The 14,188-nt window shown below is 69.1% G+C and carries 17 protein-coding genes; 7 read left to right on the plus strand and 10 right to left on the minus strand.

Going from position 1 to position 14,188, the window contains the following annotated elements; translation table 11 throughout:
* Nucleotides 1-18 precede the first annotated feature (18 nt).
* Together MKK75_RS15720 and MKK75_RS15725 are read left to right on the plus strand one after the other, a co-directional pair.
* Nucleotides 19-666, plus strand: coding sequence for a thiamine phosphate synthase (locus MKK75_RS15720; protein ID WP_244043490.1), 648 nt, complete (start codon nt 19-21; stop codon nt 664-666).
* Nucleotides 663-1,703, plus strand: coding sequence for a tetratricopeptide repeat protein (locus tag MKK75_RS15725; RefSeq protein ID WP_244043491.1), 1,041 nt, complete (start codon nt 663-665; stop codon nt 1,701-1,703). Before MKK75_RS15720 ends, MKK75_RS15725 begins: the two co-directional genes overlap by 4 nt.
* A 4-nt stretch (nt 1,704-1,707) precedes the next feature.
* On the opposite strand, the gene MKK75_RS15730 is transcribed toward MKK75_RS15725, so the two are convergent.
* The 3 genes from MKK75_RS15730 to MKK75_RS15740 are packed head-to-tail and all read right to left on the minus strand — an operon-like array spanning nt 1,708 to nt 2,998.
* Complete coding sequence (locus MKK75_RS15730; RefSeq protein ID WP_244043492.1) at nt 1,708-2,148, minus strand: cupin domain-containing protein; 441 nt, start codon at nt 2,146-2,148, stop codon at nt 1,708-1,710.
* Entirely contained in the window at nt 2,145-2,558 is a 414-nt protein-coding gene (locus MKK75_RS15735; RefSeq protein ID WP_244043493.1) for a carboxymuconolactone decarboxylase family protein, read from the minus strand. The genes MKK75_RS15730 and MKK75_RS15735 overlap by 4 nt, the downstream gene beginning before the upstream one ends.
* Nucleotides 2,559-2,572: 14 nt before the next feature.
* Nucleotides 2,573-2,998, minus strand: coding sequence for a DUF779 domain-containing protein (locus tag MKK75_RS15740; RefSeq protein WP_244043494.1), 426 nt, complete (start codon nt 2,996-2,998; stop codon nt 2,573-2,575).
* 163 nt (nt 2,999-3,161) lie between these two features.
* Here MKK75_RS15740 and MKK75_RS15745 point away from each other — a divergent pair, with 163 nt between their 5' ends.
* A complete protein-coding gene (locus MKK75_RS15745) occupies nt 3,162-3,458 on the plus strand; it encodes a hypothetical protein (RefSeq protein WP_244043495.1) in 297 nt (98 codons plus the stop codon).
* Entirely contained in the window at nt 3,455-3,781 is a 327-nt protein-coding gene (locus MKK75_RS15750; protein WP_244043496.1) for a hypothetical protein, read from the plus strand. The genes MKK75_RS15745 and MKK75_RS15750 overlap by 4 nt, the downstream gene beginning before the upstream one ends.
* Nucleotides 3,782-3,854: 73 nt before the next feature.
* Here MKK75_RS15750 and adh read toward each other — a convergent pair whose 3' ends face one another.
* From adh to MKK75_RS35750, 6 genes are all read right to left on the minus strand, one after another.
* Entirely contained in the window at nt 3,855-5,378 is a 1,524-nt protein-coding gene (gene adh / locus MKK75_RS15755) for an aldehyde dehydrogenase (protein WP_244043497.1), read from the minus strand.
* Nucleotides 5,379-5,672: 294 nt separating this feature from the next.
* A complete protein-coding gene (locus MKK75_RS15760; RefSeq protein ID WP_244043498.1) occupies nt 5,673-6,020 on the minus strand; it encodes a DUF3325 domain-containing protein in 348 nt (115 codons plus the stop codon).
* Nucleotides 6,017-7,537, minus strand: coding sequence for a PepSY-associated TM helix domain-containing protein (locus tag MKK75_RS15765; RefSeq protein ID WP_244043499.1), 1,521 nt, complete (start codon nt 7,535-7,537; stop codon nt 6,017-6,019). The genes MKK75_RS15760 and MKK75_RS15765 overlap by 4 nt, the downstream gene beginning before the upstream one ends.
* Nucleotides 7,534-7,875 carry an iron transporter gene (locus MKK75_RS15770; RefSeq protein WP_244043500.1) on the minus strand — a complete coding sequence of 114 codons (342 nt, stop codon included), beginning with the start codon at nt 7,873-7,875 and terminating at the stop codon, nt 7,534-7,536. The genes MKK75_RS15765 and MKK75_RS15770 overlap by 4 nt, the downstream gene beginning before the upstream one ends.
* A gap of 649 nt (nt 7,876-8,524) precedes the next feature.
* Nucleotides 8,525-8,773, minus strand: coding sequence for a hypothetical protein (locus tag MKK75_RS15775; RefSeq protein ID WP_244043501.1), 249 nt, complete (start codon nt 8,771-8,773; stop codon nt 8,525-8,527).
* Nucleotides 8,774-8,881: 108 nt separating this feature from the next.
* Nucleotides 8,882-9,685, minus strand: coding sequence for a cold-shock protein (locus tag MKK75_RS35750; RefSeq protein ID WP_279593907.1), 804 nt, complete (start codon nt 9,683-9,685; stop codon nt 8,882-8,884).
* Nucleotides 9,686-9,998: 313 nt separating this feature from the next.
* Between MKK75_RS35750 and MKK75_RS15790 the strand changes: the two genes are divergently transcribed.
* The 3 genes from MKK75_RS15790 (at nt 9,999) to MKK75_RS15800 (ending at nt 12,416) form a co-directional block, all read left to right on the plus strand.
* The gene (locus MKK75_RS15790; RefSeq protein WP_244043502.1) at nt 9,999-10,472 is read left to right on the plus strand and encodes a response regulator; all 474 of its coding nucleotides are present in this window, start codon (nt 9,999-10,001) and stop codon (nt 10,470-10,472) included.
* Nucleotides 10,473-10,582: 110 nt separating this feature from the next.
* Entirely contained in the window at nt 10,583-11,665 is a 1,083-nt protein-coding gene (locus MKK75_RS15795; protein WP_244043503.1) for a Ppx/GppA phosphatase family protein, read from the plus strand.
* Between the two features lie 25 nt (nt 11,666-11,690).
* Complete coding sequence (locus tag MKK75_RS15800; protein ID WP_244043504.1) at nt 11,691-12,416, plus strand: RlmE family RNA methyltransferase; 726 nt, start codon at nt 11,691-11,693, stop codon at nt 12,414-12,416.
* Between the two features lie 205 nt (nt 12,417-12,621).
* On the opposite strand, the gene MKK75_RS15805 is transcribed toward MKK75_RS15800, so the two are convergent.
* Nucleotides 12,622-13,746 carry a DUF4167 domain-containing protein gene (locus tag MKK75_RS15805; RefSeq protein WP_244043505.1) on the minus strand — a complete coding sequence of 375 codons (1,125 nt, stop codon included), beginning with the start codon at nt 13,744-13,746 and terminating at the stop codon, nt 12,622-12,624.
* Between the last annotated feature and the right edge of the window lie 442 nt (nt 13,747-14,188).

Below are 14,188 nucleotides of genomic sequence, written 5' to 3' on the forward strand. Positions count from 1 at the left end.
AGGGCTCAGGCCATCGCGATGAGTCACACCACGCGCCTCGCCCTGCTCGGGCCGCACGGCCTCGACGCGGCCGCCACGGAGGGTTTCGTGTCGGCCCTCCGGATCGCCTGCGGTGCGGGTGATGTCGCGGCCGTGATCCTGCGGCTGGCCGCCACCGACGAGCGCGGGCTGATCACGCAGGTGAAGCAGGTCGCGCCGGTGGCGCAGGAGCACGGGGCGGCCCTCGTGGTGGCCTGCCCGGGCTTCACCGGCGATCTCGCCGCGGTGGCGATCCGGGGCGGCGCCGATGGTGTCCATGTCGACAAGCCCCGCGATCTGAAGGACCTTCGGGATCGGCTGCGGGACGGCCGCATCCTGGGCGTCGGCGGCACCGAGACCAAGCATGCCGCCATGGAGGCCGGCGAGGCGGGCGTCGATTATGTGATGTTCGGCGGCCTCTACCCGGACGGCGCGGCGCCCGACGCCGAGATCGTGCTGTCCCGCGTCACGTGGTGGGCGGAGATCTTCGAGACCCCCTGCATCGCCGTGGCGACGCATGTCGACGCGATCGGTCCGCTCTCTGCGACGGGTGCGGAGTTCATCGGACTCGAGAGCGGGCTCTGGCTGCCCGTCCCGGCCGCGGTCGGGCAGGCGCAGCACGCGCTCGCGCAGGTACCGGCGCGATGAGGCGGACGATCCATCCGGTCCTCGCCCTCGTCGGTGCGCTGTTGGCGTCGCCGGCTTGGGCAGCGGGTCCGAGCGATCCGTCGAAGGGCACGGTGGCGCCGGGACCGTCCAGCGCCGTGCCCGCCAAGAAGCCGATGCCGGAGCTGCCGAGCCCCTATACCCCGAACTACACCCGCGGCGCCGTCCCCCCGTCCAGCGGCGTGCCGGCGGATCTCGCTTACGGCGCTTATCAGCGCGGGCAGTACGTGACGGCCTTCCGGGAGGCCACCAAGCGCATCGAGGCGAATCCCAAGGATGCCGCCGCGATGACGCTGTTGGGCGAATTGTACAATCAGGGCCTGGGGGTGAAGCAGGATCCGGTGAAGGCCGCCGAGTGGTATCGCCTCGCCGCGGCCCAGAACGATGCCGCCGCCATGTCGTCCCTCGGCCTGATGGCGCTCGATGGCCGCGGCATGCCGAAGGATCCGAAGGCCGGCCGCCGCTGGCTGGAACAGGCCACAGCGCACGGTTCGCCGACGGCCGCCTACAATCTCGGATTGATCCTGATTGGGACCGGCAGTCCGTCGGACGAGGCCGCCGCCGCCGCGCAGTTCCGCAAGGCGGCAGATGCCGAGATCGGCCCGGCCCAGCACGACCTCGGCGTGCTATACCTGCAGGGCCGCGGCGTCCCCAAGGACGCCAGCAAGGCGGCGTCCCTGTTCCGGCGCGGCGCCGACAACGGCGACCTGGCCAGCGAGATCGAATACGCCATCCTGCTGTTCAACGGCACCGGCGTGACCAAGGACGAGCGTTCGGCCGCCCGCTATTTCCTGCACGCCGCCTCGCGGGGGAACGCGATCGGTCAGAACCGCATCGCGCGGCTCTACGCGGTCGGGCGCGGTGTCGCCAAGAACCCGGTCGAAGCCGCGGCCTGGAATCTGGCCGCAGCGGGCCAGGGCCTGTCCGATGCGTGGCTGGATCAGACGCTGGCGGGCCTCTCCGCGGAGGAGCGCGCCCGCGCCGAACGGCTGGCCAACGAGCGGATCGAGCAGCGCTGAGGCGCTACCCCTCGGCCTTCGACCAGTCGACGCCGGATTCGAGCTCCGGTAGCAGCACGACGCTCTCCTGCTCGTTCGGATCGGTCCGGCTGATCACGGCTGTCACCGGCTCCGTCTGGCTGCGGTTATAAGGCAGGTGCGGTACATCCGCGGCGATGTAGACGAACTCGCCCGCCCCAGCGATCGCGTGGTGTTCCAAACGTTCGCCCCAGTAGCAGCCCGACACGCCCGACAGAACGAAGATCGCGGTCTCGTGCGACTCGTGCTTGTGGGCGTGGGCGCGCTCGCCGGGTGGGATCTCCAGGAGCTGCATGTGCAACCCCTTCGCGCCGACCGCCTCGGCCGAGATGGCTGGACGATAGAGGTGACCCTGCTTGCCGCGGAACGGGGCGCTCTCGCGCACCACGCGCAAGCGACCCTTCGGCGTGTCGGAACCGGAGCTCATAGACCTTCCCCCACCTCGAAGGCGGTATCGACAGGGATCTGCATGCCGTTCACCAGCGCGTTGGTCTGGTTCGCCGTGCCGACCACCGCCAGGAATTCGCCATGCTGCTGGGGCGTCAAGCCCTTCGCCCGCGCAGCCGCGGTGTGCGAATGGATGCAGTAGGGGCAACCATTCGCGATCGACACCGCGATGTAGACCAGTTCCTTGGTCAGCGGATCGAGTGTCCCGGGCCCCATCACGGTCTTGATGCCGGTCCAGGTCCGTTCCAGCAGGGCGGGGTCGTTGGCGAGCCCGCGCCAGAAATTGTTGATGAAGTCGGAGTTCCGGGTGGCCCGGATATCGGCAAAGACCGCACGGACCCGCGGATCCGCCTCGGCCTCGGCATCGCTCCAGAGCGGGACTGTCGCCATCGTGAGGATGCCTCCTACAGCTTGCAGGCGCCCTCGAGGGCACGATTCTCGGCATCCGAGAATAGGCGCGAGCGGATGTGGAAGCGCTTCTCGCGCCCGTTCTCAAGCGAGAACATGCCGCCGCGGCCCGGCACGACATCGAGGATCAGGTGCGTGTGCTTCCAGACCCCGAACTGCGACCGGCTGATGTAGAAATCCGCGCTCCCGACCTGCCCCAGATGAACATCGCCGTCACCCACCAAGAAATCGCCCACCGGGTAGCACATCGGCGAGGAGCCGTCGCAGCAGCCGCCCGATTGATGGAACATCACCGGGCCGTACTCGGCGCGAAGCTCCTCGATGAGCGCCAGCGCCTTCGGCGTCGCGGTGACCCGCAGCGGCGTGCCGTCGGCGCCGACCTGCTCCGCGGTCGTGGCTTCGATCGTCGTATCCAGGCTCATGCTGTCCTCCCCGGTTCGAATGTTGATATGCGTGCGCGGCCTGGGATTTCCACTTTCGCGTCAGCGGAAAAGCCAAGCTGATGCCGGAGGGCTCGCTGCCGCGTTGCCCGACGAGAACGCCCCAGGTGGGCGACCCGGAGAGCCCTGCGGGCTGATCGAGACCATGACCCCACGAGTCGCCGTTTCCTGTCTCACCCTCCTCATCAGCGTCGCGGCGGCGAGCCCGGCCGGCGCCGAGGCGCTGACGCTGCGGGTTCAACCCCGGACACAGCCATTGTTCGTCCAGCACGCGTGGCACGTCGCCGGAAACCCGAACGTCACGCCCGACAATCCGATGGGCGTCGTCGGCTGGGACGGTCCACCCGATGACGTGCCGAGCGTGAGCGCCGATGCCGGTCCCATGCCGCCCGGCTCCATCGGCAACGCGCCCTTCGAAGGCCTCGGATACGGCGTCTATTGATCCGCCGCGTCATCCTGCTGCTCGTTGCGCTTTCAGGCGTCCCCGCTCTCGCGCGCGAGGATGTCGATGCACCCGCGCGCGGGGCCGAGCTGCGAACCTGCCTGAATCACCCCGAATGGGTGGCGCCGCCCGATGCCGCGATCCCGGACCGGGCGGCATTCTGTGCCTGCTACGCCGACGGGGCGGTGAAGGCGCGTCTATGGGAACTCGAGCGGGCCGAGGCCAATCAGGGCGAGGAGGTCAGGAAACCCGTGGTTGATCGCACGATCACCCTCCACGATCGCAAATCGGCGGAGATCGCCGCGTCCTGTCTGAAACGCTGAACGCGAGAGTTGAAAAAGCCCCGGCCGCGAGGCCGGGGCTAAGTTGTCTCGGGGGTTTAACCCGGGCAGAAGCTCAGAAGAAGCCGAGCTTCTTGGCCGAGTAGCTGACCAGCATGTTCTTGGTCTGCTGGTAGTGATCGAGCATCATCTTGTGGGTCTCGCGGCCGATGCCGGACTGCTTGTAGCCGCCGAAGGCCGCATGGGCCGGATAGGCGTGGTAGCAGTTCGTCCAGACGCGTCCCGCCTGGATCGCCCGGCCGAAGCGGTAGGCGCGGGTCCCATCCCGGGTCCAGATGCCGGCGCCGAGGCCGTAGAGCGTGTCGTTGGCGATCGAGAGCGCCTCGGCATCGTCCTTGAAAGTCGTGACCGACAGGACCGGCCCGAAGATTTCCTCTTGGAAGATGCGCATCTTGTTGTGGCCGCGGAACACGGTGGGCTTCACGTAGAAGCCCTCGGCGAACTCGCCGTCCTTGACGTTGCGCTCGCCGCCGGTGAGCAGCTGCGCGCCCTCCTGCTTGCCGATGTCGATGTAGGAGAGGATTTTCTCCATCTGCTCGCCCGAGGCCTGGGCGCCGATCATCGTGGCCGGATCCAGCGGCGAGCCCTGCGTGATCGCCTCGACGCGCTTCACCGCCCGCTCCATGAAGCGATCGTAGATCGATTCGTGGACCAGCGCCCGGCTCGGGCAGGTGCAGACCTCGCCCTGGTTCAGGGCGAACATCGTGAAGCCCTCGAGCGCCTTGTCGAAGAAGTCGTCGTCCGCATCGGCGACGTCGGCGAAGAAGATGTTCGGCGACTTGCCGCCGAGCTCCAGCGTGACCGGGATCAGGTTCTGTGAGGCGTACTGCATGATGAGGCGGCCGGTGGTCGTCTCACCCGTGAAGGCGATCTTGGCGATCCGCGGCGACGAGGCGAGCGGCTTGCCGGCCTCCAGGCCGAAGCCATTGATGACGTTGAGCACGCCCGGGGGCAGCAGGTCGCCGACGAGTTCCATCAGCACCAGCACGGAGGCCGGGGTCTGCTCGGCGGGCTTCAGGACCACGCAGTTGCCGGCGGCGAGCGCTGGCGCCAGCTTCCAGACGGCCATCAGGATCGGGAAGTTCCACGGGATGATCTGGCCGACGACGCCCAGCGGCTCGTGGAAATGGTAGGCGACCGTGTCGTGGTCGATCTCGGAGATCGAGCCTTCCTGCGCCCGCACGCATCCGGCGAAGTAGCGGAAATGGTCGATCGCCAGCGGGATGTCGGCGTGGGTCGTCTCGCGGATCGGCTTGCCGTTGTCCCAGGTCTCGGCCAGCGCGATCAGATCGAGGTTCTCCTCCATCCGGTCGGCCATCTTGAGGAGGATTCGGGCGCGCTCGGCCGGCGCCGTGCGGCCCCAGGCCTCCTTCGCGGCGTGGGCCGCGTCCAGCGCCTTCTCGACGTCCTGCGCGTCGGAGCGGGCGACCTCGCAGATCACCTTGCCGGTGATCGGCGAGGTGTTCTCGAAGTAGCGGCCGGCCGCGGGGGCGACCCACTGGCCGCCGATGAAGTTCTCGTAGCGGGCCGAGAAGGGCGACTTCACCTTCGCGTCGCCGAGGAATTCCGGCTTGTTCATCGCTCTGTTCCCTCCATGGGCCCCGGCCTCGCGAACCGGGGCTCTCAGGCTTTAGTGCGTGCTCGGGCGGCCGTTCCGTCGGGCCGCATCCAGGTCCGCTATGGTCACAGCCAATGGCTTTTGGCCTGTCGAATCAAGGTGGACTTTTGGCCAGTGCGCGAGTGCGGGGATCCTACGCCGTTCCAGAGGCGACCGCGAGAGGACAATGGTGCTCGCGTTTGAAGACGCTCGAACCCGCGCTGTCACGAGTTCTGGATCCGCGTTCTTTGCGGAAAGACTGCACGCCCGGAGCGGTCACCGCATCAGTGCGAGCGGCAGCGTCAGGGCGGCGAGGGGTAGCGCCGCCAGGGCGGCGGCGCGCAGCGATCTCGGCCGATAGGCGATCAGCGCGACGACGGCGAGCGCCGCGCCGGTGAGCGAGCCGATCCACTGGACCGGGCCGAAACTCCAGCCGGCGGATGCGATCGCCGCCGCGAAGGACAGCCCGAGACCCGACCAGCCGGCGGCGCGCAGGCTGCCGATCCGGCCACGGGGGACCGGTGTGCGGAACACCGCGCGGTGGTGTCGATCCAGGCTCAGGGCCAGGGCGGCAAAGCCCGCGAAGGCGAGCAGCAGGCTCAGGACCAGCGCCGGGAGGGTCACGCTTCGGCCGTTCCGTGCAGGCGCGACTGGGCCGGGTTGCGCGCCAGCACGCGCCGCCCGGCGAGCCGCGCCGCGAGGAGCAGCAGCAGGCCGAGGAGCGCCATGGCGATATCGAAGCCGATGAACCGGAATTCCCCCACGGTCAGGGCATCGACCCCGGGGATCGCCAGGAATGCGAAGCCGGGCACTGCCAGGGCGATCGGCCACGCGAGCGGCCGCGGATAGAGCGCGGAGGCCAGGGCGGCCAGCATCCAGACCGCGAAGAAGGCGCCAACTTCCCGGTCCGCCCGCGCGTCCAGCCCTGCGGGGAGCAACCGGTTGGCGAGGAAATAGGCGGCGAGGCCCGCAGGAAGCCCGGCGATGGTGCCGAGGTTGAGGATGCGGACGAAACGCAGGCCGAGGCCCTCCGGCGCGCCCTTCTTCGGCACCCGTGCGACGGTCCAGAGCACGAGCCCCGTCGCCACCGCGGCGGCCCCCATGAGGCCGCAGAGGAAGAATAGGAGACGCAGGGGCGCAGCCGCGAAATGCGCCTCATGGAGCCCAACCATCACAGCGCCGGTCCGCGTGGCCGCACCGGCCTCGCCGACCCGTCCGAGTTCCGCGCCCGTCGCCGCATCGTAGGCGATCTGCGGATGGAGATGGGCGAGGCCGGGCGGTTCCTCGAAGTAGACGGTCGCGGTCGCCGCCGCGTCGCCCGGATGCGAAACGACCATGAGTTCGGGCGTCTCGCCCATCACCGCCACCGCCCGCGACACGATCTCGCCGAGGGGCAATGCCTGTCCGGGACGCCCGACCGGCGGGCGACCCGCGACCAGGATGCCCGCATCCGCGTAATAGCGCAGTATATCGCCGTGGTAGGCCGTCTTGACCGCCCAGGGCATCAGCATCGACGACAGGGTGACCAGGCCGGTGTAGACGATCATCAGGTGGAACGGCAGCGCGAGCACACCCATCACGTTGTGGGCGTCAAGCCATCCGCGTTGCGCCGAGCGAGCACGCCGGAAGGTGAAGAAATCGGCGAAGATCCGCCGATGCGTGACGATCCCGGAGATGAGCGCAATGAGCAGGTTCATCGCGCAGGCGGAGACGATCCACCGGCCCCAGATCGGCGGCAGGTTCAATTCGTAATGGAAGCGGTAGAGGAAGTTGCCGCCATGCGTATCCCGCACGCTCGCACGCTCGCCCGTCGCTGGATCGAGCAGCGCGTGATGGAACGGGCCTGCAAAGCTTCGCCACCAATAGACCGTGACGGCCGGGCTCTCGGCGCTCGGCAGCCTGATCGACCAGGCCGCAGCATCGGGCATCGTCTTCTGGAGAAACGTGCCCGCCCGAGTCGCTGCGGCGACCGGATCGGCAGCCGTCTCCGACAGTTCCGGCCGCATCCAGTGCGAGATTTCGGTTCGGTAGTAGCTGGCCGTACCGGTGACGAAGATCGCGAACAACACCCAGCCGACCACGAGGCCGGACCACGTGTGCAGCCATGCCATCGACTGGCGGAAGCTTCTGGGTCGGCTCATGCCGAGGCCCCGGCCTGGACGGCTCCAGCGAGCCATAGGGCAACGGTCAGCAGCGCCGCGACGAGCCCCAGGACCAGCGCGGCACGCCCGACCGTCCGCGCGGCGAAAACCCAGATCACAGCGGCCGCCATGATGGCGAAGCTCGTGATCATGGCGGCCGATACGGCCTCGGCTCTGGTGACGGGCAGGATCAGGGGGAGCAGCGCGCTCGCCAGGGCGGCGATGGCGTAACCGCCACCCGCGGCCAGGAGAACACGGGCGGCCACCGACAGCCGATACGCGCGCGTCGCGGATGCATGGGCGCTGCCCCGATCAGCGCTGACCTGCCCGGCGCTCATGGCGCCACCTCGCGTATCCGTGAACCCATGGCGCGACCTAACCGCGGTCCGCGGAGCGGCGCAACGGCAATGTTCCGGAACGATTCCAGTGAAGCGAGAGTGACTTGGAACAGATCTCAACTGGCCGGGTCTGGAAACAAGGCGGCTCCCGTGGCCGCATCATCGGCGCCTTCCGCGCAACGGCCTCGGCCTGAGGTGCCTGCGTCAGCGAGCGTCGGAGCGAGACTCCAGGGATCGCAAGGCCGGCTGGAACGCTCCTTTGAGGCCTTCGCGGGCTCCTCAATCCCGGGGTCACGAGCTTGCGAATTCACACACCGTCCACTGCGCCGGCAAGGGCGGCCGTTCTCCGCCCGCCCCGCCTGTGGGGAGCGGGCTCCTTGCCCCCAGTCCAGAGAGCAAGGCGCTCTAACGCGAGACCTACCGCGGATCGTCCCTCACCTCCGGCTCCGCCTTCGACACGGACGACGAGATCCGTGGGGCCCTATCCCCACGCGCAGCGTATGGGCGGCGTCACGCACGCAGACGCGGACGATGCGTCATCCCCGTACGGATGCAGAGCGGATCGTACGGCCGATCCGCGGGTGTACGATTCGTGTCATCTCGGGAAAAACCCGTCGGCGGCGAGACCGTCCGGCGATTTCAGCGCGCCTCAGCGCCCGGATGGCGACTCGGTGTGAACCGCCGCGGATCGGCGCAGCGCCAGGGCCGCGTCCCGCGCGCTCGGCGGCAGATCGGCCCCCGGCTCGACCCCAAGCGAGTGCGGCTCGCGCGTGGTCCGGTCGTGCTCATGCCCCCGGGCGTACCCGGCGTTGAGCCCGGCATAGAAGCCCGTGAAGTCTTCGGCGCGCGCTTGGCCGGCGGCGACGAGCAAGAGGATCGAGATCAGAATGCGACGCATGGCGGACCCGAAGGGCGAACCCGGAAACGAAGCGGGCGGCGGCCCCGATCGGAACCACCGCCCTCAACTCTTCGTGCAGTTCGCGGCGGCACCGCGACCGCAGCAGCCTCAATCTTCGACGTTGATGCTCTGAGCCTCGCGGCCCTTCTGACCCTCGACAACGCCGAGGGTGACCTGCTGACCTTCGGCCAGTGAATCGAGGCCGGCTCGGGACAGGGCCGAGCGGTGGACGAACACGTCCTTGCCGCCGTCATTGACCGAGACGAAGCCGAAGCCCTTGGCCGGGTCGTACCACTTCACGGTGCCGGTCATCTCCACGGAGGGACCGCTGGCGAAGCGGCCACCACCGCCACCGCCACCGCCACCGCCGTAGCCGCCGCCACCAGCGCCGCCGCCGCCGCCGTACCCACCGCCGCCACCGGCACCGGCACCACCGTAGCCGCCGGTGCGCGGACGGAACTCGCGGCGCGGTGCAGGCGCCTCGGCCGTGGAGGTGTCGACGCTCGTAACGCTGGTCACCTGCGGGCCCTTCTGACCCTGTGCCGTGGTCACCGTCAGTCGGGTTCCCGGCATGAGATCAGCGTGGCCGGCCGCCTCGACGGCGCGGATATGGAGGAAGGCATCGCCCCCGCCGTCACCCAGCTCGACGAAGCCGAAGCCCTTCTCCTTGTTGAACCACTTGACTGTGGCATCCTGCTCGGGCCCGGAAGCGACCGGAGCCGCACCGCGGGACGGACCGCGGTCGAACCCGCCGCCGCCGCCGCCGAAGCCGCCACCACCGCCACCGAAACCACCACCGCCGTACCCGCCGCCGTATCCGCCGCTGGGAGGAGCCTGGTCAGGCCATCTCGGCTCGCCACTCTCGTCGAAGCCGCGCTTCTGCGGCCCTCTGAAATCACGACCACGTCCCATAGAAAGCTCGCAAAAACCGTCCGCCGCCCTTGTCTCGAATACCGCGTGCGCGCCATCCCAGACAGCCCACGCCCCGCACTATCATTACCCCAGGTCGCGGTAACCAAGAATAACGCCCCAGTCCTGACGCAATCGGGCCTTGACCGCAAGGACCTTCTTGGCCCAAACGCGCCCGTTTCGTTACTTTCTTGCGGTAAACAACGCAGGCCCCGGGGGCGGTCCGCCACAATCTTTCGCATGTGAGGGAAGGCATTAGCGAAGCGCAAACGCTGCCCGGGTAGTCTCGGTGTCGCGTCCCGCACTGCGACCGGCCATGATCGCGACCCCGACCTTCCCCGACCTCTCGGCCCTCGTCGTCGACGAGAGCCTCTACATCCGCCGAATCGTGCGCGACATGCTGATGCGCGTCGGCATCAAGCGCGTCCTGGAGGCGCCGGACGGGGCTGAGGCGCTCGGCGTCCTGGCGGAGAGCAAGCCCGACATCAGCATCATCGACTGGGATCTCTCGATCCTGTCGGGCGAGGAGTTCATCCGCCTGGCGCGCACGCCCGCGACCTCGCCCTGCCCCACCATCCCGATCATCCTGATGCTGGCCCAGCCCCGCCGGAACGTCGTCGACCGCGCGGTGGCGCTCGGCGTCAACGAGATCATCGCCAAGCCGTTCTCGCCCAAGACCCTGTGGTCGCGCCTCGACGAAGTGATCAACCGCCCCCGCCCCTACTCCCAGGTCAAGAGCCTCCTGCGCCCGATCCCGCGCCGGGCCGGCATGATGAAGGCCGTCGCCTGAGTACGACCGCGATCGGACGTTGCAGTTCCCTGCCGAGCCTGTAGGGTTGTAAGCCAGCTCAGGCCGAGCACAGCGCTCCTGGCCGACCCGAAGGATCGACGGCCGCGCCGATGAGGGACGAGACCGCCGCGGCCGCGCCGTCCCGAATCCAGATCGGCGCAGGGCCACACCCGTCGCCCAGCCCCATCGTGGGCCGCGAGCGCCGTCGGCCCGCCTACGCGGCGCTGGACCTCGGCACCAACAATTGCCGCCTTCTGATCGCCGAGCCGACCTTCAGCGGCTTCCGCGTGATCGACGCGTTCTCGCGCATCGTCCGACTCGGCGAGGGTTTGGGCACCTCGGATCGGCTGAACGAGGCGGCGATCGAGCGGACCGTCGAGGCCCTGCGCATCTGCCGCTCCAAGATGCAGACCCGGGGCGTCCAGCGCGCCAAGGTGATCGCCACCGAGGCGTGCCGACTCGCCGTGAACGGGGCGGCCTTCGTCGAGCGGGTCCGGCGGGGGGTGGGGCTCGATCTGGAAATCGTCGACCGGCAGACCGAGGCCTATCTTGCCGTCACCGGCTGCGCGGCGCTGGCCGACCCGCTCGCCGAATCGGTCGTGATCTTCGATATCGGCGGGGGCTCCACGGAGATCGCGTGGCTCGACGGCGCGGCCGCCAATCCGTCGACCGACCCGACCCTGCGGATCCGGGCCTGGGATTCGCTCCCCGTGGGCGTGGTGACGCTCGCGGAGCGCCACGGCGGCGCCGAGGTCACGCGGCGCATGTTCGAGGGCATGGTCGAGGAAGTGGCCGAGAAGCTCTCGCCCTTCGCGATCCGGGCGGCCGCCGCCGCGACGGCGCCGCATTTCCACCTCCTCGGCACCTCCGGCACGGTCACGACAATCGCCGCCATGCATCTCCGGCTCGCCCGCTACGAGCGGCGGCGCGTCGACGGCCTGTGGATGAACGACGCGGCCGTCACCACCGCGATCGACGACCTGCTCGACACGCGCCTGGAGCAGCGGGCCGACAACCCCTGCATCGGCCGCGACCGGGCCGACCTCGTGCTCGCCGGCTGCGCGATCCTGGAGGCGATCCGCCGGGCCTTCCCGTCCGAGCGCCTGCGCATCGCCGACCGGGGCCTGCGCGAGGGCCTGCTGATGAACATGATGCGGGAGGACGGGGTCTGGAACCGGAAGGCGGTTCGATGAGGGGATCATCGATAAGGGTAAGGCGATGAGCGACCGACGCGGCGGCGCGAGTTCCGGCGGTGGCGTGCGCGGGGAGCTGAAGCAGCGGGTCAAGACCGGCCGTGGACGGACCCTGTCGCAGAAGCGCTGGCTGGAGCGGCAGCTCAACGATCCCTACGTCGCCCGGGCCAAGCGGGAGGGGTACCGGTCCCGCGCGGCCTACAAGCTCATGGAGATCGACGAGCGCTACGCGTTGCTGCGGCCCGGCCAGAGGATCGTCGACCTGGGCGCTGCGCCGGGCGGCTGGTCTCAGGTCGCGGCCCGGGCGGTGGGCCCCTCCGGCAGGGTGGTCGGCATCGACCTCCTCGAGATCGAGCCGATGGCCGGCGTCGAATTCATCACCCTGGACTTCCTGGATCCCGCAGCTCCGGCGAAACTCGTATCGATGCTCGGCGGCCCGGCCGATCTCGTGATGTCCGACATGGCGGCCAACGCGACCGGCCACAAGAAGACCGACCATCTGCGCATCATCGGCCTCGCCGAGACGGCCGCGGAATTCGCCCGGGAAGTGCTGGGATCCGGCGGCGCCTACCTCGCCAAGGTGCTGCAAGGCGGCACCGAGGGCGCGCTGCTGACCGATCTGAAGCGCGACTTCGCCACCGTCCGCCACGTGAAGCCCGCGGCGAGTCGGGCCGATTCGAGCGAGCTCTATGTCCTGGCGACCGGCTATCGTGGGGTTCCGGGCGTCACCCACGCGCCAGACGGGGACTGAGCGCGACGGGCGGACCACATCGACCGGCTCGACCTGATGTTCGGCGTCAATCCAGCCCTCGCCGGACGTGGCTTGGAACCGGGCGATCGCGCCTTTCGATGAGATCGCCCGGCGCGCCGGCCGCCGTTGCGCGCCCGACATGGACAGGGCCGCCCCGGTTGTCCGGGACGGCCCTTCGAAATCCACGACCGGGATCCGCGCCGACTTACTCGGTCGCTGCGTCCTCGGAGGGCGTCCGCGCCTCACCCTCATCCGCTACGCTCTCGAAGCGCGGACGGCGGCGGCGGCGGGGCTTGGTCGCCGGAGCTTCCTCGGCGGCAGATTCCGGCTCCGACGTCACCGGCGGCTCGGCCGCCGGGACGGGCCGGGCCGGGGCCATCAGGAAGGCCGGCAGGCCCGCCGGATCCTCGGCGGCGACGGGCGAGGCGTCGCGGCGGCGTTCGCGCCGTGGGGCGGATTCCGTCCGTGCAGTCTCACTCCGGGGCGCCCGCTCAGGGCGCGCCTCCGACCGTGGCTCCTGCCGGGTCTCCGACCGCGACTCGGAACGCATGGCGTCTCCTCGCCCGGACTCGACCCGCCCGTTGTCGTAGCGGCCCTGATCGACGCGCCCGTCCTGGCGGTTCTCGTGCCGATTGTCTTGGCGGCTCTCCTGGCGCCCGTCCTGGCGGTTCTCTTGGCGGTTCTCCTGGAACCCCTCCTGCCGGTTGTCCCCCCGCTCCTGCCGATAGTCTTGGCGGTTTTCCTGGCGGTTTTCCTGCCGGCCGTAATCCTGGCGGTTGGCCTGCCGGTCCTGCCGGTAGTCCGGACGCTGATAGTCCTGCCGCTGGTAATCCTGGCGCGGCTGATCCTGCCGGCGGTAGTCCTGACGACCGTTATTGTCGAAGCGGCGCTGGTCCCGGTTCTGGAACCGGTCCCGATTCTGGCGCCCGTCCTGGTTCAGGTCGCTGCGGGTGTCGTAGGGCTGGGGTTGCTGGCTCGGATCGCCGTCATCGTAGCCGTTATAGGCGTTGCCGTTCTGGGCCGTACCGTTGCCCTGCCCGTCCTCATCGCCCTCGTCCATCTCGTCGTCGAAGGGGCGACTGGCGTAGCCACCAGTATTGGCAGGCCGGGTCTGTTCCTGAGCACCGGACACGATCCGGAAATAGTGCTCGCCGTGCTGGAAATAGTTCTCGGCAGCGACCGGATCGCCCGCCGCGAGCGCGTCGCGCGCGAGTTGGGCATACTTGTCGGCGATATGCTGAGCGGTGCCGCGGATTTTGACGTCGGGACCGTTGGATTCGTACGAACGCGTCAGCGGGTTCGGACCTTTCGGCCGATTCCGGCCGCGCATCCGTCGATTCTGGTTTGGTCTCATCGGTCTGTAATGACCCTCGTTCACGCAAACGACTGTCTTCGGAGGCGCTCAAGCGGAAGTTCGAGACGCGAACCGGTCAAGCGCACCCGGCGGCGCCGCGCATTTGGCCGCACAGCGACCTTCGCGTCTGTCTGACCATCCCTCGCACCGCGCGCCTGGGATAGGCACCGGAAACCAGCTGATTGTCAGGTTCGAGTGCTGTCAAACCGCCGCGCCGTTGTGCGCGCTCTGGTCCAACGGTGTGGGGATCAGCGAACCCATCGGCGACCTGTGGTCGTCGCCGACCATAGCGGAGTCCGTCTTAACGAACCGTTCGCGATCTTCAAGTCGACACTAGCGTTCCCCGGCTCAGGCAACAAGCATTTTTTCGACGCAACAGCGCTTGGTCGAGGTGGGTGCAGCTCCAGCTCGAGGAAGC

This window comes from Methylobacterium sp. J-030 (assembly GCF_022829545.1).
GTDB lineage: Bacteria > Pseudomonadota > Alphaproteobacteria > Rhizobiales > Beijerinckiaceae > Methylobacterium.

Excerpts from the sequence above, each read along its gene's own strand:
- MKK75_RS15765 (WP_244043499.1), bottom strand. The coding sequence starts at position 7,537 with ATGAGCCGACCCAGAAGCTTCCGCCAGTCGATGGCATGGCTGCACACG.
- adh (WP_244043497.1), bottom strand. The coding sequence starts at position 5,378 with ATGAACAAGCCGGAATTCCTCGGCGACGCGAAGGTGAAGTCGCCCTTC.
- MKK75_RS15805 (WP_244043505.1), bottom strand. The coding sequence starts at position 13,746 with ATGCGCGGCCGGAATCGGCCGAAAGGTCCGAACCCGCTGACGCGTTCG.
- MKK75_RS15740 (WP_244043494.1), bottom strand. The coding sequence starts at position 2,998 with ATGAGCCTGGATACGACGATCGAAGCCACGACCGCGGAGCAGGTCGGC.
- MKK75_RS15745 (WP_244043495.1), top strand. The coding sequence starts at position 3,162 with ATGACCCCACGAGTCGCCGTTTCCTGTCTCACCCTCCTCATCAGCGTC.
- MKK75_RS15800 (WP_244043504.1), top strand. The coding sequence starts at position 11,691 with ATGAGCGACCGACGCGGCGGCGCGAGTTCCGGCGGTGGCGTGCGCGGG.
- MKK75_RS15720 (WP_244043490.1), top strand. The coding sequence starts at position 19 with ATGAGTCACACCACGCGCCTCGCCCTGCTCGGGCCGCACGGCCTCGAC.
- MKK75_RS35750 (WP_279593907.1), bottom strand. The coding sequence starts at position 9,685 with ATGGGACGTGGTCGTGATTTCAGAGGGCCGCAGAAGCGCGGCTTCGAC.
- MKK75_RS15795 (WP_244043503.1), top strand. The coding sequence starts at position 10,583 with ATGAGGGACGAGACCGCCGCGGCCGCGCCGTCCCGAATCCAGATCGGC.
- MKK75_RS15730 (WP_244043492.1), bottom strand. The coding sequence starts at position 2,148 with ATGAGCTCCGGTTCCGACACGCCGAAGGGTCGCTTGCGCGTGGTGCGC.
- MKK75_RS15770 (WP_244043500.1), bottom strand. The coding sequence starts at position 7,875 with ATGAGCGCCGGGCAGGTCAGCGCTGATCGGGGCAGCGCCCATGCATCC.
- MKK75_RS15790 (WP_244043502.1), top strand. The coding sequence starts at position 9,999 with ATGATCGCGACCCCGACCTTCCCCGACCTCTCGGCCCTCGTCGTCGAC.
- MKK75_RS15775 (WP_244043501.1), bottom strand. The coding sequence starts at position 8,773 with ATGCGTCGCATTCTGATCTCGATCCTCTTGCTCGTCGCCGCCGGCCAA.
- MKK75_RS15735 (WP_244043493.1), bottom strand. The coding sequence starts at position 2,558 with ATGGCGACAGTCCCGCTCTGGAGCGATGCCGAGGCCGAGGCGGATCCG.
- MKK75_RS15725 (WP_244043491.1), top strand. The coding sequence starts at position 663 with ATGAGGCGGACGATCCATCCGGTCCTCGCCCTCGTCGGTGCGCTGTTG.